The sequence below is a fragment of the Paenibacillus sp. RC21 genome (assembly GCF_044907935.1).
Classification (GTDB): domain Bacteria; phylum Bacillota; class Bacilli; order Paenibacillales; family Paenibacillaceae; genus Paenibacillus; species Paenibacillus terrae_A.
Genome location: NZ_JBIYCS010000009.1, coordinates 153072 through 174431, shown reverse-complemented (window position 1 = coordinate 174431; position 21360 = coordinate 153072). Strand labels below are relative to the sequence as shown.

Below are 21360 nucleotides of genomic sequence, written 5' to 3'. Positions count from 1 at the left end.
CGTCATGGGAACGATGACCAAAACGAGAAAGTATACGGGCAAGCGGAATCGTCTGGATAAGCCGGAGCTGCTGGCTCCTGCCGGAAATCTGGAAAAGCTGAAGTTCGCTATTCACTATGGCGCGGATGCCGTGTACATTGGTGGACAAAAATACGGTCTGCGCTCCAATGCCGATAATTTCAGCTTTGAGGAAATGCGGGAAGGCGTAGAGTTTGCGAAAAAATATGGCGCCAAAGTTATTGTTGCTACCAATATTTATGCGCACAATGAGGATATTGCGGGAATTGAAGAATACCTGTGTAATTTGTACAAGGCGGGTATTCATGCTGTAATTGTCGCTGATCCAGCGATTGTATCTGTGGCATTGCGTACGGTGCCGGAGCTGGAAGTGCATTTGAGCACCCAGCAATCGACGCTGAACTGGCAGGCGGTAAAGTTCTGGAAGAATGAAGGATTACCGCGTGTGGTACTGGGCCGTGAGACCAGCTTGGAGGAAATTGAAGAAATTAAAAAGCATGTAGACATCGAAATCGAAGCCTTTGTCCATGGTGCGATGTGCTCTTCATTTTCCGGTCGCTGCGTGCTGTCTAATCACTTTACGGACCGGGATTCCAATCGTGGGGGCTGCTGTCAGTCCTGCCGCTGGAAATACGATTTGTTTGAGGATGCCCGTCAAGACGAGGTGTGGATATCAGAGGAAGAGGCGCAGGATAGCAACGTTCTGAAGCAGTTCCAGCTTGGCGTTAATCAGATTCCATTGTTTGAGGAAAGTGATAATGCCTTTTCTATGGGCTCTAAGGATCTGTGCATGATTGATAATGTCCCTGATCTGATTGATGTCGGTGTGGACAGCTTCAAAGTAGAAGGACGTATGAAGTCCATTCACTATGTGGCTACGGTTGTAAATGTTTATCGTCAAGCGATTGACTCGTATATGGCTGATCCTGAAAATTATGTGCTCAAACCGGAATGGATTGATGAAATAAACAAGGCGGCTAATCGTCCGCTGAACACTGGCTTTTTCTACGATACACCGGATCACGAAGATCATATTTATGAGCCGGAAGAAAAGGCTGCGCCTTATGATTTTGCCGGACTGGTTATGGACTACGATGCGGCGAGTGGTATAGCTACCATTCAACAGCGTAACCATTTTAAACCGGGACATGAAATTGAATTTTTTGGTCCGAACGGAACGTTCTTTAAACAAACGGTTGGAACAATCTGGGATGAAGAAGGCAACGAATTGGATGCTGCCCGTCACCCGCTTCAACGGATCAAAATGAAGGTAGATCAGCCTGTATCTTATTTTGACATGATGCGTAAAAAGAAGTAATTAAGTCTTAAGTCTCGGATAAAAAGATTCAAAAGCCTCTCCTATCGGTTGGAGGGGCTTTTTTTTGAATACTTTTCTAGGAAAAAAGTTTCACAAAATTTAGTGGTTGTTGAAAGGAAAGCTACATTCCTTGTCGAATAGTTCCGATAGATATGATATAGATAATAGATACATAACGGATACGTGGATCAGGAAACTAATTATAGGGTGGTAGGTGAGAGAAATGGCTTTTTGGAAAAAAGAGGGGAATACAACGAAGAAGCAGCCAAAGAAAACGGCTCTAATTAAAGGGTTGAAGGGCAGCAAGGCGACAACGGCTAAAGGAGACAAAACAGTTGGGGGGTATTCGAAGGTCGCTCCCTGGTTGTCTAAGGCTACTCGTGTAGGCGCATACAATTTAAAGCGCTTACTCAAGCCGGAAAAATACAGTAAGGATTTTATGCATTTGGTTAAAAATTATAATCCGGTCCGTTCAGTTGGCATGAAGCTGTTTTTGATCTTTTTTACAGCGATTATGTTGTTTGTGATCAGTCTGGGAATGATTTCATACTTTAAAGCCAAAAATACAATTGAGCAAAATGCGGCTACGGCTTACCAGCAAACGGTTCAACAAACCGCAGAGAAGCTGGATATCATTTTGGAACGCTTTCAGGATACCTCGACACAGGTGTTCTTCGATACTGAATTAAGTGATCAGCTACAAAAGGCGGCAAAGCAGGAGAAAAATTCGTTTGATTCATTTGTCGCTATGGGTGAAGTAAACAAGAAGTTAACGAATATTGCATTTACAAACAAGGAAATTGATTCGCTTTATCTGTATCCTGAACAGACGGATCTGGCTGCTATGGGCACAGGAACACAAAAGGACGTACGACAGGAAGCATGGTTCAAGGATATTTTAAAAAATAAAGGGATTGTCTGGTTGCCTACACAGGTAAATGAAAACGGCAGTAAGACGTTTCGTCTGGCTCGTTCCATGAACAGCATGTCGGGCTTGGGCGGGACTTACGTCTTGGTCATGGATTTGAAGTCCAGTGCCGTGGATGATCAGTTGAAGAGTATTGATTTGGGTGCGGGCAGTATGATTAGCCTTATTACACAGGATGGCGTTTTTATAGGCTCCAACATTGATGCTCTGGCAGGAGGGAAACAAAAGTTGGATTACGTTTCACAGCTCCAGGGTGTTGAAGGAAATCAAATTTTGGAGCAGTCCGCAGATGGGAAAGTGCAAAATGTGCTGGCGGTGCATAATACACTGGGCACCTCCAAGTGGATTCTCCTGGGTGTCGTACCTGTATCTGTGCTGGTTAAAGATGCCGAAGGGATTTTAACGGCGACCTGGATTTTTGCTGCGGTGGCGGCACTGATTGCGTTGTTCATCGGTTTGTGGATGGTGCGACTTGTGGCGCTCCCTTTAACGCATTTAAAAGATCTGATGCTGGAAGGAGCCAAGGGCAATCTGCAGGTTCGTACTAACTACAACGCTAAGGATGAAATCGGGCAATTGTCTGAAAGCTTTGATACGATGATGGAGCAGATTACTTTGCTGGTAGAACAGACGAACGTTTCAGCCCAAGAGGTGCTGGATACAGCGACGGAACTGAGTGATGCCTCAAAGAAAACGGCCATCTCAGCCAAGGAAATTGCAGCAGCAACGGAGGAGATTGCTCACGGCTCCGCCAGCTTGGCGACAGAGGCTGAACGTGGCAGCGGACTGACCGGAAACATATCACAGCAAATGGATACGGTTATAGCTTCCAACCATGAAATGAGCAAGGTTGCACACGAGGTCGAGCAATCCAGTGAACAAGGAACGGTTCAGCTGAAAAACCTCCTGAGTAAGACCCAGGTCACTGAAGAAACGACGCATGCGCTTGTGAGCAAAGTAGACAAGTTGAAGGAGACGACTTCCGATGTCTTCAAGGTGCTGGACGTGCTACAAGATATTGCGAAGCAAACGAATATTTTATCGTTAAATGCAACGATTGAAGCGGCAAGGGCCGGAACAGCAGGTCGCGGATTTATGGTGGTGGCCAATGAGGTTCGGCAGCTGGCTGAACAATCACGTCAAGCCATTCGCACGGCGACGGGAATTATTAATAACATCGTCGGCGAGATGAATGAGACGGTTCAGGCGTTATCGGAGGTTTACCCACTGTTCCGACAGCAGATGGGAGCGGTACAGGAGACGACGGACATTTTCCAATCGGTACAGCAGCAAATGGGAGAATTTGCGCTTCGATTGGGTACGGTTACCTCATCCATTCAGGAGCTGAGTGAATCGCAGGCGATCTTGTCGGAGGCGATGACCAATGTGAGTGCGGTAGCCGAGCAGTCCTCCGCCACTTCGCAGGAAGTCGCTTCTCTCAGCACCGAGCAGGCGAATATCGGGAATCAGCTGGTAGGATTGTCTGATAAGCTGGAAGGGGTATCGGTCAATTTGAAGGAGCAGCTTTCACGGTTTACAGTGTAAGGGTATACGTATCCATAAATTGTAGAGCTTGCTGACGTTTGAGGATTATTGTGTTATATGAATTTATTGTTTACCCAGAAGCCCTTTCCTTAGCCAATACTTTGCATAGCCTATACAGTACGCTAAAACAAAGGAGGCGTTCTTGTGGGGGAAATGGAAAGAGGCTTCGGAGGAGTGTGGACATCAATAGCCGCTATCCTGACACTGTTTATTTTGCTAGTGATCATCTTGAAAACATTTCTCTTATAACATTGTGGGCTCTACTGCATCGTACTGGTAGAGCCTTATTTGTTTGCCTGAATGCCCTGCCCTTGAGTAATCTTCTACATATGCTGAAGTGTACTACACATCAAAGGAGGGATCGAGCCATGGGTGGATTTGAAGGTGGTTACGGCGGTTGGACTTCTACTGGTGCAATTTTGGTACTCTTTATTCTGTTGGTTATCATCACTAAAGCAATTTGGATTTAGTTCGTAAATAATCGTGAAGGCAATGTTCAATAACTAACCACTCGGCTTCTCAAGCTGGGTGGTTTTGCTTTTCAATAAAACGACATGCCATATAGCATACAGATTGGAAAAAACATTTACAGGACATACTACTGGAAAAAAGATGAAAGAAGGATGCATGTGCCGAGGCGTGGCAGCAGTTTTATTCGAAAACGTCGCATTGCATATATGGCTGTGGGCATTACGACATTGCTACTCATTTTGCTGTTGCGGCTGGCCTGGATACAGGGGACGGCGGGTATCCAAATGTCTGCTTACGGGGGGCATTCGCTCAAGGAAATGTCTGTACGCCAGCGGCAGGAGGGCATTGCAATAGACTCGGGGCGGGGACAATTTACGGATCGGTACGGACGACCGTTAACTGGAGGCGTGGTATGGACGCCAGTGCTTTTTCCTGATGTAGACGGTAAAACAGCCGGGCATGGAGAACAGCTTGCCAAGCTGCTGCGGACAAATAAGAAGGAGCTGCTGGCTCAATGGAAGGGGCTGCAATCCCCGCTGTTATGGCGAGACGGGCATGGACAACCCCTGCATATCAAGCCGGATGAAGCGGACCAACTGCTTAGCCTCACACCTTCTCTGGTAGAGCTTGTACCGTATTCGACACGCTACAACAATGTACCCAATGGCAAGCAGTGGCTTGGATTTCTGTACGAACGACCAGATCGACCGGGGCAATTGCCAATCGGGGCAGCCGGGCTGGAAAGAACGCTGGAGCCACTCCTGAGTGGTGTGGGTGAAACCTTCGTTTCCCGATTTGTGGATGCACAGCGCCGTCCGCTGGCTCATTTGCCGTTACGTGTCAGTGCCCCGTCCAATGGCCACTATCCTCTACAGGTCCAGACGACCATTGATCTCCCATTACAGCAGCAGCTTGAAAAGCTGACGGAAACCAATCATCTGGCAGAAGGGGCGGTGGTTGTGCTGGATGCGGGGAACGCCGATGTGCTGGCGATGGTGTCTCGTCCTTTTTATAACCCTGGTCGCGTCGATCCACAACAGACCACAGGTTGGGCTAACCGTGCGCTCAAGGCAGTGACACCCGGCTCTATTTTTAAGCTTGTTACGGCTGCTGCTGCGCTTGAATCGGGGGTAGTCCAACCGAAGGAGCAATTCCATTGTCACGGGACCTATGGGAAGTATGGTTTGGCATGCTGGAAAAAAGAAGGACACGGCGCTCTGAACCTGGAGGAAGGGCTCGCCGTATCCTGTAATATCGTGTTCGCTCATCTGGGTGAACGGCTTAGCCCTGCCCAAATTCAGGCCACAGCCTCTGCGCTCGGATTGAGCCGGACCGTCGGCTGGCAGGAGCGGAATCTTGCAGGCATGTCGCAGTTCAGTCCATTGGATCACGAAGAAAAGGGAGCCGTATTCGGCTCCCTTACAAATGCGACTGATCCGGGTGTACGTGTCCAGACAGCTATAGGCCAGCGAGACGTGCTGGTCACGCCCCTCCAAGTCGCCAATCTCGTCGTGACATTGCTGCATGATGGTCAGGTGCATGCTCCACGGCTGGTGAAGCACGTCGGCTACGCAGACGGAGGTACGTTGCTGGATCTGCCAGCTCACGCTTCTCTATCACCCGAAGGAAGCCATCCGATTCACGCTTCCACAGCTCGTACGCTTCGCGAAGCGATGGAGAAGGTCGTAGCCCACGGCACAGGTGCATCCTTGCGTGGCAAGTCGTGGCATCTGGCTGGAAAATCGGGCACAGCCCAGGCTCTAAAGGATGGTCAACCCGTGAATCACCAATGGTTTATCGGGTATGGCCCGGTGAAGCACCCTCGTTATGCCGTTGCCGTCTTGGTACAAAATGCGCCACAGCATTCTGCAAATCAGGCAACAGCACTGTTTGGTCAAGTGATGGACCTGTTAGCTCAATTTTCCTCGGTCCCACGAGAAGCTACACGCTCTTCCTCCTGAATTTTGACGATAAAGGGAGGCTCCTCGAATTCTTCTGTCGGAAATCGAATCCATTGCTGCAAATAGCCTTGCTGCCATAATTCCTTCAGTAAAATGATCAGGATTGGAGACAGGATCAACCCGGCCAATCCGAAGATCGACAGTGAGATGATGGCAAAGGAAAGCATCAGATAAGCAGATGAAACACCGATGGAATTACCAGTGATTTTAGGCTCTGCCAGCTGGCGGACGATTACCGTTACAGCCATGACAATGAGCAGCCCTACAGCCAGGCCGGTGTTGCCCGTGATGAACAAATAGACTGCCCACGGAATAAAAATAACAGGTACACCCAGCAGTGGCAAAATATCGAACAAAGCCGCCACAAGAGCCAACGACAGGGCATTATCCACCTGCAAAATGAGTAAACCTATAAATACGAGAACAAAGGTAATTCCCACCAGCATGGCTTGTGCCTTCAGAAAGGCTGAAATCGCTTTGAGTACATGATTTTTCAGAAAAAGATAAGCGGTTTTAAGCGTCTTGGGTGTTTTACTGCGAGCAATGCCCTTCCAGAGATTGATCTCCATACTTAAAAAGAAAGCTAAAATAATGGCAACTGCAAAGTTGCCCATAAAGACAGTGAAGGAGCTGAGAAACTGTATGAAAAAGGAGAGCCCCAGCTGTGCCCATTTGGTGGCAATGGCGGTCGCAGTTTCAAAATAATCGTTAACACGTTCGGTAATCCCCGGCGGCAAAGCGGCAATTTTATCTTGGGAAAGATGAAGATACCGTGTGAATTCCGTTTGGATAATCTGGGTATACTGTGGGAGATTTTGCGCCACTTTCGTAAATTGCGTAACCAGAATCAGACCTAATCCAAAAAAAATAGCGAGTAAAAGGATGATAAACAGCAAAACAGAGAGTGCGGAAGCGAAGGGCTTCTTCATACCTTTACGGTGGAAATAACGGGCCACAGGTTCAATGCACCAAAACACAACGAACGACAGGAATACAGGGGCCGCGAGCTGATACAGCTTACTGGATACGAACATAATTAAATACACAGTTAATACAATCAGGCCGATATCAAAAACGGTCCGCCAATATTTTTTGTACAATGGAAGCATATGTATACAACGACTCCTTTAAGATTTTCACCTATTGTACACTAAATTGGATCTCTATGCTGCTTACACAGTGCTAAAATACAGAATCAAAACCGACAGTATAACCGCCTAAAGCAGCAACGGGTTAGCCCAGTAGCTGATCGTTATGCTCAAGAAAGAATGCAGCAAAATCTCGGCACGCTTACGTCTTTGTGATAACATAAAAGTAAGTGAGTTTTCCTCAGGAAGCCTGCTTGGTAGTCCAGAAATAGAAAAGTGGGGATAAAACGTGCAGACTTTACTGTTATGGATGTTTTACATTTCAACTTTTTATGCTTTTATTCCGGCGCTGGTCAGTCGAATGTTTGGATTTCGGGTGTTTCGGCGGGGCAAAAGCGAGCAAGAGTATGCGCTCACCTTCGATGATGGTCCTGATCCAGTGTATACGCCGCAGTTGCTTGATTTGCTGAAGCGTTTTGATGCCAAGGCTACTTTTTTTGTCGTAGGCGTACATGCGGAAAAACACCCGGAGCTTTTGAAACGCATGCATGACGAAGGTCACTTGATCGGTATTCATAATTATGTGCACAAATCGAATTGGCTTATGCGGCCCGTCACGGTCAGAAGACAAATTGCCCGGACAGAGGCTGTTATTCGCCGGGTAACCGGGGAAGGAACGACCTTTTACCGCCCACCATGGGGAATTGTGAATTTCTTTGATATTTCCAACTCGAATGGTCGCCGAATCGTATTATGGTCCTCCATGTTTGGGGATTGGAAGGCAAGCATCGGAGCAAAACAGTTGGCTGAGCGGATGCTCAAAAAGCTGAGGGGTGGCGAGGTGATGCTGCTCCATGACTGCGGTACAACACTGGGGGCAGACGCAGGCGCTCCGCAAAACATGCTGATTGCGCTGGAGAAGCTGTTGGTGGTTGCCCAAGAACGGAAGCTGCGCAGCGTACGTGTCGATACCTTATTTTGTCGTGAGTCTGCCAGCAGACCTGCTACTACCGAAACATCCAATACGAGTTGGTTTAAAAGAACGTTAGTATTCGGATGGTTGCTGTATGAGCGGCTATTTCACGTTCTGTTCCGTCTACGTCCGGTGCGTAAGGAGGACACGATCTTTTATTACAAGCGTAGTATCTATCACGGGCCAAATGTGAACATGGAGAACGGCAGGTGGCTGGAAAAAGGGGACGCCGTGGTTGAGCTGCATTTTGATAATAAAATGCTGTTTCAGTTAGGCACAACCGCCAAGTCTATGGTGCATTTGGCCATTCAACTGATTCGGATTGTAAAACGACAACTTCCTGATCTCGCCTATCGAATTGCGGATGACCCCAAAATGAACGGTATTAAGGCCATCTATGCAGTGAGTATGATTAATCGGGGACCGGAGAAGCTGGGTTTTCAGATACGAGAGCTTCCCAAGGGACTGTTCAGGATAGCGTCAACCTTATATTTAAAGCTGTTATTTAGTGTTATCCACCCTTCCGGCCCAGAGCGGTTGAATGAAAAAAGGGACGAGATGGTGCCGAAGATGATTGTGATGCCGATTGATACTCTGTTTGACCGTTTCTGGCTGGGGGATTCATACCCTACGGATCAAGGCCAAGGCAAAACCGATCCTATTCAGGAAGCAGTTAGAGCCTCGCAAGCAGCAGATACGAGATCAAGTAGTTGAATTAACGCTAAAAAAGCCTCCCAACCCCTGTGATCAGGGTGTTCGGGAGGCTTTTGTTTATTCGTTTTTAAAACATATCATGATAAGGATTAGATTTTCATAATACCGCCGTTGCTTGCATTGGTCACCAGCTTGGAGTAACGTGCCAGATAACCTGTTTTAACCTTCGGCTCGAAGCCTTTCCAGTTTGCGCGACGACGTTCAAATTCTTCGTCACTAATTTGCAGCTCAATCGTACGATTGTTCAGATCCAGCTCGATAATATCACCGTCCTCAACAAAAGCGATAGGGCCGCCTTCTGCTGCTTCGGGGGAAATGTGACCGATGGAGATACCACGGGATGCGCCTGAGAAGCGTCCGTCTGTAATCAGGCCGACCTTGGCACCAAGTCCCATACCGACGATTTGCGAAGTTGGAGCGAGCATTTCAGGCATACCCGGTCCACCCTTAGGACCTTCATAACGGATAACAACAACGTGGCCTTCTGCGATTTTACCATTGGCAATACCAGCCAGCGCATCTTCCTGTGAATCAAAGCAGATGGCAGGGCCTTTGTGATAACCACCAACAGACGGATCAACTGCACCGACTTTAATGATGGAGCCTTGCGGTGCCAGATTACCGAATAATACAGCCAAACCGCCGCGTTCGGAATAAGGGTTGTCCAGCTTGTGGATAACATTGGTATCCAGAATTTCCTGCCCCTCTACGTTTTCACGGATCGTTTTTCCGGTTACGGTAATACAGTCACCATGCAGTGCGCCTGGCTTCTTCAACAATTCATTCAGCACTGCGCTGACACCGCCTGCATTATGAACATCCTCGATATGATAGTCGGAAGCAGGTGCCAATTTGGACAAATGAGGTACGCGGTTCGCCACTTCATTGATCCGTTCGATAGGGTAGTCTACTTCAGCTTCATGAGCCAGTGCCAATGTGTGCAATACCGTATTGGTGGAACCACCCATTGCCATATCCAGCGCAAATGCGTTATCAATAGCTTCTTTAGTCACGATATCACGTGGTTTCAGGTCCAGCTTGATCAATTCCATCAATTGACGTGCAGATTGTTTAACGAATTCTTTACGTTCTTCCGCTACTGCGAGAATGGTGCCGTTACCAGGCATAGCCAGACCCATTGCTTCAGCGAGACAGTTCATGGAGTTCGCTGTGAACATACCTGAGCAAGAGCCACAAGTTGGACAGCCGTATTGTTCTAATTCCAGCAGGCTTTGATCATCGATTTTACCAGCCTGATAGGCACCTACGCCTTCGAAGACGGAGGTCAGGGAGATAGAGCGCCCGTTCTTGTCTTTGCCAGCTTTCATGGGGCCGCCGCTGACGAAAATAGTCGGGATGTTCACGCGCAATGCGCCCATCATCATGCCGGGTGTGATTTTATCACAGTTTGGAATGCAGACCATGCCGTCAAACCAGTGAGCGGAAACGACAGTTTCCAGGGAGTCGGCAATAATTTCACGGCTTGGCAGAGAATAACGCATACCAATGTGTCCCATGGCAATGCCGTCATCTACACCAATGGTGTTAAACTCAAAAGGTACGCCGCCTGCCTCACGAATGGCTTGCTTGACAATTTTGCCGAATTCCTGCAAATGGACGTGGCCCGGTACGATGTCGATATACGAGTTACACACCGCGATAAATGGTTTGTCAAAATCTTCTTCTTTAACGCCCGCTGCGCGCAGCAAGCTGCGGTGAGGAGCGCGGTCAAAGCCTTTTTTAATCATATCGGAACGCATTTTCGTCTTAGCTGTCATGATGCTGGTTTCCCCCCAAAGTTAAAAAATGGTATGGCGTTCGAATGACGCCGAATTAGCGCAGATGTTTTCTAAAGAGTCTATCATACATGTGCGCATATTTCTACATATATAGAAAGTAATCGATTGGATTTTTGTGATGTCGGCAAAATATGAAAAAGCCCACTCCGCAATAAAGCGGGATGGGCTTGAGCTTGCTTTTATAGTTACGAAGGGTGTTTTATGTGGTACTGCACATTAATTTCTGCCGCCTTTGCGTCCAATGTCCCTGTAGAAATCTTTGTCATGGGACTCAGCCGTAGCATCGCCGCCACGTTTACCAATTTCCTGATAAAATTCTTTATCGTGGGAGTTAGCGGTAGCTTGCCCGCCTTTTTTACCAATCTCCTGATAAAATTCCTTGTTGTGCTTCTTGGATGTAGCTTCTCCACCCATACGACCTGCCTCTTCGCGACTCATTTTACCTTGATCCTGATTACGTGCCATTACAAATCACTCCTTTGTGAAAAGTTGTTTTTTGTTGCGCGCATCCTTTACTTACCACATCATGCCTTGATGAAACAGGCCCCTTGCTAAGTAAAGAGGATCAGGGTCCGCCTAGTTCTTCGTCTGATAGCTGTTTGTCGCGTACTGACGCTTGTTATAGGATGGACATAAAAAGTTATGCGGATCGTTTAAAAAGATAAGGAGACGGCTTAAGCATCCAGTCAACCCGTGGCTCGATTAAAGGATGTGTTGCATTTCGCACCCAAGGCAGAGTCAGTAGACAGCACAGACCCGCAGCACACGCTACGATCAGAATCACTTCCACCGGAGTGTCTATATAATCGTAAATCCCCTTGGCAGCAGCGGTACGGACAATCAGACCATGGAGCAAAAAGACGTATAATGTCCGCCGCCCCATTTCAGTCATACGTCCGGTGACGGCTGGAACAAAGCTCAAAAACGCGATAGCCGCTATGAATTGCACTCCGTAAATGCCAATGCGGTAAATCCCCGCATACCATTCGGTATGACCCAGCTCACCATAAGTCATGCTGCCATACAGCCAGCCTGCCGGAATGCCGTAGTACGACGTTCCCGCCAGTACCATAAGCAGAAGGGACACTACGCCTGCGATCACACGGACTGGAGTCGTGAAGAAGCGACGAACATCGGCATAATGCAGATGATACCCTGCTACGAAAAAGGGCAAATAAACAAAGGTTCTGCTTATGCTGAGCCAGATGCCATCCACTGGTAGATACCCGACAAGGATACCCAGCAGCACGGAGATACCTATTTGGACAACAGGTGACATTCCCTGGAAAGCAAGCATCAGCAGTCTCCAGCAGATATGGCTGGCGAGGAACCATAGCAGCAGATAAGGTGCAAAAAAAGAATGATGAATATGGGGAACATGGAAGAGTGCAGCATCCAATATCGAATAGAGGGTTTGAAAAATAAGATATTGCATACCGATCTGAAGCAAGACTTTCCGGCCTGCGTACCCAGCTAACGATGTTTTGGCAAAGTACCCTGTAACGAGCACGAACAACGGCATATGAAACATGAATATCCAGCTAAACCATTGCTGGGCGATGTGAAGCGAGCCAACCAAGGGCTCCAGAGCATTGCCTGCAAATACGCATATGATCAGCATAAAGCGCAAATTGAGAAAGAAGCTTTCTCCTTGTATGTCATGGCTTGTCGTCATGTAATTCCCTCCGAACGGCACTCAGCCGAGTAAACTCTGTGCAAAATAATCCTTACAAGGAACAAGGTACGATACTCTGAGTCTTACCATTGTGATTTTATTCACAATGGTAAGCGCTGTCATATCCTTATTATGTGGCAGAAGCTTGAACAGGGGACAAAGACCAGGCAAATGTCTGGAAATGTCTTCTTATTTGACCCTGTGTGCGCAACGATGGTACCCTAACAAGGTTATAGATAAGCTGATTTACGCAGCAAAAAATTTCATACACCAATCATGAATCATGAGGTACGAAATACGAAAGGAACCTTTAAAATGAGAAGAAGGACGAGAAGATCATACAGCTCATATGGGACACGCACTCCCCGGAAAATATGGAAAATTCTATTGGGTATCCTGATTGTCATTGTGCTTATCGCAGGCTGGGGAGCATGGAAGGTATTCACGCCCTATCAGCCTGATAGCACAGCTACTGCTGCATTAGCAGAATCAGCCGATGCTGTGAAGGTGAACGAACAAGAGTATTGGGTTGGTTTTGAGCCTGTAAAAAGAATCGGTGCCGGAGTTATTTTGTACCCGGGTGCGTTGGTGAAGCCCGAAAGCTACGCTCCTTTGGCCCGCCGTCTGGCGGAAAAGGGTCATCATGTGATCATTGCAAAAATGCCGCTGAACCTTGCACTGACTTCCCCGGATTTGGCGGGTGAGGTGTTGAAGGCATATCCGAAAGAAACCTTTGTGATCGGAGGCCATTCGTTAGGCGGTGTTATGGCTGCCCGTTATGCCGCTACACATCCCGATCAGGTCAAGGGCGTATTTTTCCTTGCTTCCTACCCGGACAGTAAGGGGAATTTGAAGGATAAAAATCTGCCGGTCATTTCCCTGCTTGGAAGTGATGATGGAGTTATTAAAATGGATAGTGTTCAAAGTGGAAGGGCTTATCTACCAGCCAATACGCTGTATTTTACAGTTGAGGGCGGCAATCATGCCCAATTTGGCAGCTACGGAGCCCAAAAAGGAGATAACCCTGCGAAAATTAGCCCGGCCGAGCAATGGAATCAAACGGTTTCAGCTTTGCAGGACTGGATGAAAGAGAGTGTAGATTCAGCTCCAAAAAACCAGTAAAAGGAGGTGGGCTGCATGTCTGAGTTAGTCGTGCAGGGACAGCGGTTTCCATGCCGTGGCATTTTATTGGACAAGGATGGCACGCTGCTGGATTTTATTCAGTTGTGGGGTCCCTGGGCCCGTTCTATACTGGATATGTTGGAACAGCATCTTGCCGTGGCAGGTACTGACTTTACGGTGGAAAAAGGCAGCATTCTGGGTACGATCCACGACCCTGAGGGGCGCGTGATCGGCTATGATCCTTCCGGCCCGCTGGCGATGGGGACAGTGGATGAAAGTACGGGCGTGCTGGCTTGGCAGCTTTATACTGCCGGTGTACCGTGGAATGAAGCAGTGAGGGTTGTTCGGGATTTTAACAAAATGGCGATGGCTGATGTGCGGCGACATCGGGCCGCGAAGGTGTTTCCGGGTTTACGCACGTTACTGGAGCAAAGCCGCCGTGCCGGATTGAAGCTGGCGGTCGTGACCTCTGACAGTACAGAGGCTGCGCAGGAGCACCTGGAGTGGATGGGGCTGACGTCATATTTTGACGAGGTCATCGGACACGACAGAGTTACATACGGCAAACCGGACCCGGAAATGGCTGAAAAAGCCTGTGCTTTGCTAGGACTGTCGCCAGCGGATGTAGCTGTCATCGGAGACAGCAACGGGGATATGCAGATGGGCAAGCGTGCCGGGGTGCGGCTGGCCATCGGATTTGGGTCAGAGCCGGAACGTTCCGATCATTTGCTGGATGCGGACATCATCGTCCGCGGATATGAAGAGCTGGAGGTGCGTGAAACATGGACAAAGTAAAAACGTTGGCTGAATGGATACAGCAATCACAAAATATTGTTTTTTTCGGCGGGGCGGGTACGTCGACGGAGAGCGGTATCCCGGATTTTCGTTCGGCGGCTGGTCTGTATCAGAGTGAGGAAAAATTGCCTTATCCCCCCGAGGTTATGCTTAGCCGTTCTTTTTTTGTAAAGCATCCTGAAGTGTTCTTTGGCTTCTATCGCAGCAAAATGCTGCATCCGGATGCGGAGCCGAACGGCTGCCATCGTTTCCTTGCATCACTGGAACAGCAAGGGCGACTCAAAGCGGTCGTGACGCAAAACATTGACGGATTGCATCAGGCCGCAGGCAGTGTGGATGTGCTTGAGCTTCACGGCTCGGTGCATCGCAACCATTGTATGGAATGCGGGCGCTTTTACAGTCTGAACGAAGTGATGGACAGCTCTGAGGTGGTGCCCAAATGTCCAGTAGACGGGGGAATTATCAAACCGGATGTCGTTTTATACGAGGAAGAGCTGGATCAGGATACGCTTGTCCGGTCCATTCAGGCTATCTCGCAGGCCGATCTGCTATTAATTGGAGGAACCTCGCTGACGGTACATCCTGCGGCGGGACTGATTACTTATTTTCACGGTAAACATACGGTATTGCTTAATACAGACCCCACTTCATATGATCACAAGGCGGATCTCCTGATTACCGATCCCATCGGCAGGGTTATGGGAGAACTCGGCAGTCAATTGAGTTTGTAATCGTTTTCTTGTCAACGGCCGGATAAAAGCGCTATGATGTTGTTGTAATGGACATAACAATGTTTCGAGAGAGGCTGGGATAGCATGGTTTATTTGGCTGGCGATGATCGTTATGAAAATATGAAATATAACCGCACAGGGAGATCTGGCCTTAAGCTGCCTGCCATTTCACTGGGCTTGTGGCACAATTTTGGCGGGATCAACAATGCAGAGAACGGCCGTAACATGGTTACCCGTTCCTTTGATCTGGGGATTACGCATTTTGATTTGGCTAATAACTATGGTCCTCCGGCGGGTTCGGCAGAGGAATTTTTCGGACAAGTGTTGGCTAGTGATTTGAAGCCGTACCGGGATGAGATGGTCATTTCGACCAAGGCGGGCTATTATATGTGGCCAGGACCTTATGGTGATTGGGGCTCACGCAAGTATCTGATATCCAGTCTGGATCAGAGCTTGAAGAGATTGGGTATGGATTACGTCGACATATTTTACTCCCACCGTTTTGATCCTGATACGCCGCTGGAAGAAACAATGCAGGCTCTGGATCATATCGTACGTTCCGGCAAAGCGCTGTATGTGGGCGTGTCTAATTATAGCGCGGAGCAAACGGCAGAAGCCGCTCGTATTTTGAAGGAGCTGGGAACACCGCTGCTGATTCATCAGCCAAAATATTCTCTGCTCGACCGCTGGATTGAAAACGGGTTGCAGGATGTACTGGACGAAAACGAGATCGGCAGCATTGCCTTTTGCCCCTTGGCTCAGGGATTGCTAACCAATAAATATTTGAACGGAATTCCCGAGGATTCGCGTGCAGCGAGTGCATCTGTCTTCTTGAATGAAAACAATGTGACACCCGAAACACTTCGTAAGGTGCGGGCGCTCAATCAAATGGCAGCTGCGCGCGGACAAAGCTTGGCTCAATTCTCGTTGGCCTGGGCTCTGCGTGGTGAGCGTCTGACCTCCGTCCTGATTGGGGCCAGCCGTGTGAGCCAAATTGAAGAAAACGTTGCTGCCTTGTCCAATCTGGACTTTTCACAGGAAGAGCTGGATCGGATTGATTCGATTCTGAATGCCGGGAACTTACAGGACGGCGGCACAGCCTAATGCTCAAAAGCTATTCCATCATCATCGGTATAACGTGCAATTTTTCATACCCAATATACACGCGACAGCCCGCATCGTTGAAGGATGCGGGCTGTTTGCCATTTTCCAAACCATACCAGCTTGGTCGTTGCTCATTCATGCTGGAACTGAGGATCAATCATCAGACGGAGCAGGGCAGGACATGTGATCGGTTAAAGTCTGTTAAGGATGCGGATATTGCTGAACCTTGCTTCGATACTGGGTTGGCGACTGACCGCAGAAGCGCTTGAATTGACGCGAGAAATACAAAGCGTCTGTCAATCCCACCGAAGCGGCCACCTGCTCCACCGAAAGCTCGGGACGCTCGCGTAGCAGTTGACGAGACTTGTCAATTCGCAGCTTGAGCAGATAGGTAACAGGAGAGACGCCCGTTTCCTTCTTGAATATACGTGACAAATACGCACGGTTATAACCAAGTCCTTCGGACATTTGTTCAATAGAAACGGGATGCGCATATTGAGTGGACATATATTGGACCATCTGCTTGACCGTCCGCCGAATTTGCGAATCCGCCCCGGTTGGGTCAGACCAGTCGCTTAAATGATTACCCGCTTCCCCCATGATCAGATACAGGTAGCCGAGGGCTGCAAGATGCGAGCTGGATTTTCGGCTGTAAAAGGCTAACTGCATCTGCTCCAGATAGCTGGGGATCAGGCTTTCACTGGAAGCGTGGAAGACAGGCTGGTGCACGCGCAGTCCTGCTTCCTGCACCATGGTTTCGGTATGCTGTCCTGTAAACGCAGACCAGCGATACCGCCATGGCTCCTCTTCATCGGAGGTGTAGCTTACGAGCTGACCGGGATGGATCAGGAAAAAATCGTTTTTTTCAAGCTGATATGAGTGCTGCTCTGTTCGGAAGATGCCTTTTCCAGATTCTACAAAATGAAGCAGATAGTAATCATAGAGCTTCGGCCCGACGGCATGACCGGATTTGGTTTGGCTCTCGCCGGCAAAAAGCACGTGCAACGGGCTATTTTCATAAAACACCGGATTGGAGGCCACAGCATAGCTATATGAATGCGTTTGCAAATAGGGTCATCCTTCCTGGATTTGTGAATGGTTTATTAGATACGGTATACTTACATTGTACATATCCAAGTCACATTTATCCATAGCTTTAACACATGGATGCATTACATTATTTAACGCTTTCATTTATACTGAAATCATAAGAAGTGTCAACCTGATTAAGTTTGTTACAGGGAAGTCAGGGGGCCTTTACTAACGGTGATGAGGTGGATGTGGATATGAACACTACTGAAATAAAGAAACGTTTTATCGACAAATATGGTGAAAGCAGCCATGAGCTGCGGATATTTCATGCTCCCGGGCGTGTTAATCTGATTGGGGAGCATATCGACTACAACGGTGGTTATGTACTCCCGGCTGCACTGGAATTCGGTACGACGCTGATTCTTCGTGTGCGTAATGATGATGAAATTCATTTTGCTTCGACGAACCTTTCCTATGAAGCATCTATCCCACGTGGAAAAATAGGTAAAAGTAAAACTGATGAGTGGGTGGACTATCCGGTCGGTGTGCTGGTGGAGCTGGCTGAAAAGGGAGTGTATCCGTCTAGCGGATACGACCTGCTCTATCATGGAGAAATACCGAATGGTGCCGGATTATCCTCCTCTGCCTCTATTGAGGTTGTAACGGGATACGCGTTCCTCACTACCGAAAAACAGGAAACGAACACAGTCGAAATTGCTTTATTGTCCCAGCGGGCAGAAAACAATTACGTTGGTGTCAATTGCGGTATTATGGATCAGTTCGCTGTAGCGAACGGTGCGGCTGATCATGCCATTCTGCTGATGTGCGATACGCTGGAATATCGTAAGGTGCCATTCCGTACCGATGCCTATAAGCTGGTGATCGGCAACACGAATAAGCGCCGCGGGCTGGTGGATTCAGCCTATAACGAGCGCCGTAGCCAATGTGCCGAAGCACTGTCCATTTTGCAGCAGCAGGAGCCGACGCTGGAATACCTCGCTCAGCTGGATGAGGCCCGTTTAGGTGAGCTCCAGCATTATATTGCGGATGAAACGGTACGACGCCGGGCACAGCATGTGGTAGAGGAAAACGCTCGCGTGCTGGCCTCTGTCGATGCTCTTGCGGCGAATGATCTCGAAGCTTTTGGGCAATTGATGAACGCTTCGCATGATTCATTGCGCGATTTGTATGAGGTTAGCTGCACGGAGCTGGATGTGATGGTCGAGGAAGCACGGCGCATTCCTGGCACGCTGGGTGCGCGTATGACGGGAGCCGGATTTGGGGGCTGTACGGTTTCACTTGTCCATGAGGACGATGTGGAACGGTTTGTGAAGGAAGTCGGCGAAGCTTATCAGACCCGGACAGGGCTGGAAGCCAGCTTTTATGTATGTAAGGCGGGAGACGGAGTTAAAGAACAGAAGGAGGACGAATAACATGGCCATTTTAGTAACAGGCGGAGCTGGATATATCGGTTCACATACGGTAGCAGAGCTGTTGGATCGGGGAGAAGAAGTTGTGGTGCTGGACAATTTGCAGACCGGGCACAAGGCAGCACTGCTCGGAGGCAAGCTGTATGAAGGTGATCTGAGAGATAAAGAACTGCTGTCCAGACTGTTTTCCGAAAACAGTATCGACGCAGTTATCCATTTTGCAGCCAACTCGCTGGTCGGGGAAAGTATGCAAAATCCGGGTAAATATTATGACAACAACGTATTCGGCACGCTGAGCTTACTGGAGGCCATGAAGGATGCCGGTGTGCGCAGGATCGTATTTTCCTCCACTGCGGCTACCTATGGAGAACCGGAAAAGGTGCCGATTGAAGAGGGCGACCGTACGGAGCCAACGAATGTTTATGGTGAAACGAAGCTGATGATGGAGCGCATGATGTCGTGGTTTGATAAAGTATTGGGCATCAAATATGTGTCCTTGCGGTACTTTAATGCGGCTGGTGCGCATGAGAGCGGCAAAATCGGTGAGGATCATCGTCCGGAAAGTCATCTGATTCCGCTGGTACTCCAGACAGCACTGAAACAGCGCCCGCACATTGCGGTGTTTGGTGAGGATTATGCCACGCCGGATGGAACGTGCATCCGGGATTACATTCATGTGAGCGATCTGGCAGATGCCCATGTGCGTGCGGTGAATTATTTGCGCGAAGGCCATGACAGCAACGTGTTTAATCTGGGCAACGGACAGGGCTTCTCGGTGAAGGAAGTTATCGAGACGGCTCGCAAGGTCACTGGACTCGACATTCCGGTCGTTACAGAGCCACGGCGCTCGGGTGATCCGGCAGTATTGGTTGCCTCTTCTGACAAGGCACGTTCGGTGCTGGGCTGGAGTCCGGCGCGTACCCAACTGGAGGACATTATTAGTGGAGCTTGGGGCTGGCATCAGTCGCACCCTCAGGGCTACGGCGACGAATAGACGGGAGACGATGACATGATGAGCAAGAGTCAATCCGCAGATAGAGGCCAAGGCCGGGAACATTCCCGGCATGCGGCCCATGACATCGATGAAACTGTACAGCAAGCCGCTCTGTATGCGATTGAGCAACTGGTTGCATTCGCACAAAACCGGGGATTGATCGGTCTGCAAGATACAGATTACAGCCGTAATCTGCTGCTGGAGCAGTTCGGGTTTTCGGAGCCTTATTTCGGCGGGGAGGCAGGGGGCATCACAGCCCCCGAGGTTCTCCAGCCTGTGCTTAATATATTAATTGATTATGGGTATGCGATTGGACTCATATCGGAAAACACAGATACGTACCGTGATTTGCTGGATTCCAAAATCATGGGCCTGCTGATGGCAAGACCGTCTGAAGTCATCCGTGACTTTCGCCAAACGGAGGCCGAACGAGGCATAGAGGCAGCGACAGATGCTTTTTATCAATTGTCTATCGACTCGAATTATATCCGAATGGACCGCATTGCCAGCAATGTGTACTGGAACCAGCAGACACCGTACGGAGATATGGAAATCACGATTAATCTGTCCAAGCCGGAGAAAAGTCCGAAGGAAATCGCAATGGCGAAGCTTCTTCCGCCGCCTGTTTATCCAAAATGTCAATTATGCCGTGAAAACGTTGGATATGCCGGAAGGGTGAATCATCCGTCCCGCCAAAACCTGCGCATCATTCCTTTGGAATTGAACGGGGAACCGTGGTTTTTTCAATATTCGCCCTATGTGTACTACAACGAGCATTGTATTGTGTTTCATCATGATCATGTGCCGATGAAGCTTACGAAGGATACGCTGTGGCGGTTACTGGCATTTACGAAAGCGTTTCCGCATTATTTTATCGGTTCCAATGCCGATCTGCCGATTGTCGGAGGGTCTATTCTGACTCACGATCATTTTCAAGGTGGACGTCATACGTTCCCGATTGAAAAAGCAGGCGTGGACGTTGTATATCGCAATGAAGCCTTCCCGCAAGTCACAGCAGGGATTGTGAACTGGCCGATGTCAGTGATCCGCTTTACTTCAACGGATGCCGAAGCGTTGCTGGAGGCGGGGAATGCTGCATTTGAAGCCTGGAAGGCTTACAGCGATCCCGCAGCCGATGTTCTCTCTCATACGGAGCAGGACGGAGAAGCGGTGCCGCATAATACGGTGACACCGATTGTACGCCGGGATGCGGAAGGAAGGTACCAGATGGATCTGGTGCTGCGCAACAACCGGACGAGTGATGAGTACCCGGAAGGTATTTTTCATCCTCATCGCGAGATGCATCATATCAAGAAGGAAAATATCGGTCTGATCGAGGTTATGGGACTTGCGATTTTGCCGGGGCGGCTTAAGGATGAACTGGATGGTATTGCAGATATTTTATGCGGTAACGACGAACTGGCTGTAGCTATGCAGCAGGAAGGGCATCCGCTATTCAAGCATGCGGACTGGATTTACCAGTTGAACACCCGATTCGGTCGTCTGCCTGACAAGGAGACGGCTGTTCGCACTGTACAAAATGAAGTTGGACTGAAGTTCAGTGAAATTTTGGAGCATGCAGGAGTGTACAAGCGTGATTCGGAAGGTCAGCAAGCGTTTGGACGTTTTATAAAGCAACTGGGTTATACAATAGGGGAATAG

18 protein-coding genes are annotated in these 21360 nt (G+C 48.8%); 13 read left to right on the top strand and 5 right to left on the bottom strand.

Translation table 11 applies throughout. From position 1 onward, the window contains the following. Positions 1–4: 4 nt before the first annotated feature. From ABIA61_RS23055 to ABIA61_RS23040, 4 genes are all read left to right on the top strand, one after another. Positions 5–1336: a peptidase U32 family protein gene (locus ABIA61_RS23055; protein ID WP_283652950.1), complete on the top strand. Its 1332-nt coding sequence runs from the start codon at positions 5–7 to the stop codon at positions 1334–1336. A gap of 223 nt (positions 1337–1559) precedes the next feature. After that, positions 1560–3809 carry a methyl-accepting chemotaxis protein gene (locus tag ABIA61_RS23050; protein WP_404521005.1) on the top strand — a complete coding sequence of 750 codons (2250 nt, stop codon included), beginning with the start codon at positions 1560–1562 and terminating at the stop codon, positions 3807–3809. A 368-nt stretch (positions 3810–4177) separates the two neighbouring features. Further along, positions 4178–4279, top strand: a complete 102-nt coding sequence (locus ABIA61_RS23045) for a sporulation protein YjcZ (protein WP_082067271.1) — start codon at positions 4178–4180, stop codon at positions 4277–4279. A 153-nt stretch (positions 4280–4432) separates the two neighbouring features. Continuing rightward, positions 4433–6241 carry a peptidoglycan D,D-transpeptidase FtsI family protein gene (locus ABIA61_RS23040; protein WP_404521004.1) on the top strand — a complete coding sequence of 603 codons (1809 nt, stop codon included), beginning with the start codon at positions 4433–4435 and terminating at the stop codon, positions 6239–6241. Here ABIA61_RS23040 and ABIA61_RS23035 read toward each other — a convergent pair. Continuing rightward, the gene (locus tag ABIA61_RS23035; RefSeq protein ID WP_283652947.1) at positions 6196–7350 is read right to left on the bottom strand and encodes an AI-2E family transporter; all 1155 of its coding nucleotides are present in this window, start codon (positions 7348–7350) and stop codon (positions 6196–6198) included. The two genes, ABIA61_RS23040 and ABIA61_RS23035, sit on opposite strands and share 46 nt — an antisense overlap. Before the next feature lie 268 nt (positions 7351–7618). Here ABIA61_RS23035 and ABIA61_RS23030 point away from each other — a divergent pair, with 268 nt between their 5' ends. Beyond that, the gene (locus ABIA61_RS23030; protein ID WP_283652946.1) at positions 7619–9016 is read left to right on the top strand and encodes a polysaccharide deacetylase family protein; all 1398 of its coding nucleotides are present in this window, start codon (positions 7619–7621) and stop codon (positions 9014–9016) included. Positions 9017–9105: 89 nt separating this feature from the next. Here ABIA61_RS23030 and ilvD read toward each other — a convergent pair whose 3' ends face one another. From ilvD to ABIA61_RS23015, 3 genes are all read right to left on the bottom strand, one after another. Then, positions 9106–10794, bottom strand: a complete 1689-nt coding sequence (ilvD, locus tag ABIA61_RS23025) for a dihydroxy-acid dehydratase (RefSeq protein ID WP_044648168.1) — start codon at positions 10792–10794, stop codon at positions 9106–9108. Positions 10795–11031: 237 nt separating this feature from the next. Beyond that, positions 11032–11280, bottom strand: coding sequence for a KGG domain-containing protein (locus ABIA61_RS23020; protein ID WP_014282920.1), 249 nt, complete (start codon positions 11278–11280; stop codon positions 11032–11034). 175 nt (positions 11281–11455) lie between these two features. Then, entirely contained in the window at positions 11456–12490 is a 1035-nt protein-coding gene (locus tag ABIA61_RS23015) for an acyltransferase family protein (protein WP_404521003.1), read from the bottom strand. A 315-nt stretch (positions 12491–12805) separates the two neighbouring features. On the opposite strand from ABIA61_RS23015, the gene ABIA61_RS23010 reads away from it, so the two are divergent. The 5 genes from ABIA61_RS23010 to ABIA61_RS22990 all read left to right on the top strand — a co-directional run bounded on the left by ABIA61_RS23010 (position 12806) and on the right by ABIA61_RS22990 (position 16429). Beyond that, positions 12806–13612: an alpha/beta fold hydrolase gene (locus ABIA61_RS23010; protein ID WP_404521002.1), complete on the top strand. Its 807-nt coding sequence runs from the start codon at positions 12806–12808 to the stop codon at positions 13610–13612. A 15-nt stretch (positions 13613–13627) separates the two neighbouring features. Beyond that, complete coding sequence (locus tag ABIA61_RS23005) at positions 13628–14407, top strand: HAD family hydrolase (protein ID WP_404521001.1); 780 nt, start codon at positions 13628–13630, stop codon at positions 14405–14407. Beyond that, entirely contained in the window at positions 14395–15138 is a 744-nt protein-coding gene (locus tag ABIA61_RS23000; protein WP_283652941.1) for an NAD-dependent protein deacylase, read from the top strand. Before ABIA61_RS23005 ends, ABIA61_RS23000 begins: the two co-directional genes overlap by 13 nt. Before the next feature lie 84 nt (positions 15139–15222). Further along, complete coding sequence (gene mgrA / locus ABIA61_RS22995) at positions 15223–16242, top strand: L-glyceraldehyde 3-phosphate reductase (RefSeq protein WP_283652940.1); 1020 nt, start codon at positions 15223–15225, stop codon at positions 16240–16242. Then, positions 16208–16429, top strand: a complete 222-nt coding sequence (locus tag ABIA61_RS22990) for a hypothetical protein (RefSeq protein ID WP_404529695.1) — start codon at positions 16208–16210, stop codon at positions 16427–16429. Before mgrA ends, ABIA61_RS22990 begins: the two co-directional genes overlap by 35 nt. 14 nt (positions 16430–16443) lie before the next feature. Here ABIA61_RS22990 and ABIA61_RS22985 read toward each other — a convergent pair whose 3' ends face one another. After that, on the bottom strand, positions 16444–17310 hold the full coding sequence (locus ABIA61_RS22985; RefSeq protein WP_283652939.1) for an AraC family transcriptional regulator: 867 nt from the start codon (positions 17308–17310) through the stop codon (positions 16444–16446). Between the two features lie 218 nt (positions 17311–17528). Here ABIA61_RS22985 and ABIA61_RS22980 point away from each other — a divergent pair, with 218 nt between their 5' ends. From ABIA61_RS22980 to ABIA61_RS22970, 3 genes are read left to right on the top strand one after another with little or no spacing between them, the layout of a single operon-like run. Beyond that, positions 17529–18707: a galactokinase gene (locus ABIA61_RS22980; protein WP_283652938.1), complete on the top strand. Its 1179-nt coding sequence runs from the start codon at positions 17529–17531 to the stop codon at positions 18705–18707. Position 18708: 1 nt separating this feature from the next. Then, positions 18709–19698: a UDP-glucose 4-epimerase GalE gene (galE, locus tag ABIA61_RS22975; RefSeq protein WP_404521000.1), complete on the top strand. Its 990-nt coding sequence runs from the start codon at positions 18709–18711 to the stop codon at positions 19696–19698. Positions 19699–19716: 18 nt separating this feature from the next. Then, positions 19717–21360: a UDP-glucose--hexose-1-phosphate uridylyltransferase gene (locus ABIA61_RS22970; RefSeq protein ID WP_404521021.1), complete on the top strand. Its 1644-nt coding sequence runs from the start codon at positions 19717–19719 to the stop codon at positions 21358–21360.

Coding starts and splice junctions, on each gene's coding strand:
- ABIA61_RS23055 (WP_283652950.1), top strand. CDS start 5: ATGGGAACGATGACCAAAACGAGAAAGTATACGGGCAAGCGGAATCGT.
- ABIA61_RS23050 (WP_404521005.1), top strand. CDS start 1,560: ATGGCTTTTTGGAAAAAAGAGGGGAATACAACGAAGAAGCAGCCAAAG.
- ABIA61_RS23045 (WP_082067271.1), top strand. CDS start 4,178: ATGGGTGGATTTGAAGGTGGTTACGGCGGTTGGACTTCTACTGGTGCA.
- ABIA61_RS23040 (WP_404521004.1), top strand. CDS start 4,433: ATGCATGTGCCGAGGCGTGGCAGCAGTTTTATTCGAAAACGTCGCATT.
- ABIA61_RS23035 (WP_283652947.1), bottom strand. CDS start 7,350: ATGCTTCCATTGTACAAAAAATATTGGCGGACCGTTTTTGATATCGGC.
- ilvD (WP_044648168.1), bottom strand. CDS start 10,794: ATGACAGCTAAGACGAAAATGCGTTCCGATATGATTAAAAAAGGCTTT.
- ABIA61_RS23020 (WP_014282920.1), bottom strand. CDS start 11,280: ATGGCACGTAATCAGGATCAAGGTAAAATGAGTCGCGAAGAGGCAGGT.
- ABIA61_RS23015 (WP_404521003.1), bottom strand. CDS start 12,490: ATGACGACAAGCCATGACATACAAGGAGAAAGCTTCTTTCTCAATTTG.
- ABIA61_RS23010 (WP_404521002.1), top strand. CDS start 12,806: ATGAGAAGAAGGACGAGAAGATCATACAGCTCATATGGGACACGCACT.
- ABIA61_RS23005 (WP_404521001.1), top strand. CDS start 13,628: ATGTCTGAGTTAGTCGTGCAGGGACAGCGGTTTCCATGCCGTGGCATT.
- ABIA61_RS23000 (WP_283652941.1), top strand. CDS start 14,395: ATGGACAAAGTAAAAACGTTGGCTGAATGGATACAGCAATCACAAAAT.
- mgrA (WP_283652940.1), top strand. CDS start 15,223: ATGGTTTATTTGGCTGGCGATGATCGTTATGAAAATATGAAATATAAC.
- ABIA61_RS22990 (WP_404529695.1), top strand. CDS start 16,208: ATGCCGGGAACTTACAGGACGGCGGCACAGCCTAATGCTCAAAAGCTA.
- ABIA61_RS22980 (WP_283652938.1), top strand. CDS start 17,529: ATGAACACTACTGAAATAAAGAAACGTTTTATCGACAAATATGGTGAA.
- galE (WP_404521000.1), top strand. CDS start 18,709: ATGGCCATTTTAGTAACAGGCGGAGCTGGATATATCGGTTCACATACG.
- ABIA61_RS22970 (WP_404521021.1), top strand. CDS start 19,717: ATGAGCAAGAGTCAATCCGCAGATAGAGGCCAAGGCCGGGAACATTCC.